The organism is Colwellia marinimaniae, from assembly GCF_002207865.1.
In the GTDB taxonomy this organism is placed as follows: Bacteria; Pseudomonadota; Gammaproteobacteria; order Enterobacterales; family Alteromonadaceae; genus Colwellia; species Colwellia marinimaniae.
Genome location: NZ_BDQM01000181.1, coordinates 1 through 314, shown reverse-complemented (window position 1 = coordinate 314; position 314 = coordinate 1). Strand labels below are relative to the sequence as shown.

Below are 314 nucleotides of genomic sequence, written 5' to 3'. Positions count from 1 at the left end.
TCGGTTTTAAACGGTAAGTTATTTGGATCATCGAGTAATTTACGTTGATGTGCTGGAACTTTATGAAAACTGTCAATACAAGTGCCAATAATCACTTCTGGATCGGCGACAAAACCCGGCCAATTTTCAGCAAAGGTTGCTTCATGCTCTTTCAATAAGGCTAAGGTCGCGGCATTGGCATAGGTGATAATGAAGTCTCTATCAATCATGATGTTGGCAGTACCCGATTGGTCAATGGCCCCTTGTAACTGCGCGGTTTTGTTTTCTTGCGCTCTGGCTGCGGTGACATCTTGCCATTCAAGGGCATTGCCTAT

Annotated in this window: 1 pseudogene; it reads right to left on the bottom strand. The window is 44.3% G+C overall.

The window, feature by feature from the left end:
• Positions 1-314: pseudogene (locus tag MTCD1_RS21345) on the bottom strand (methyl-accepting chemotaxis protein); the annotation flags it as partial.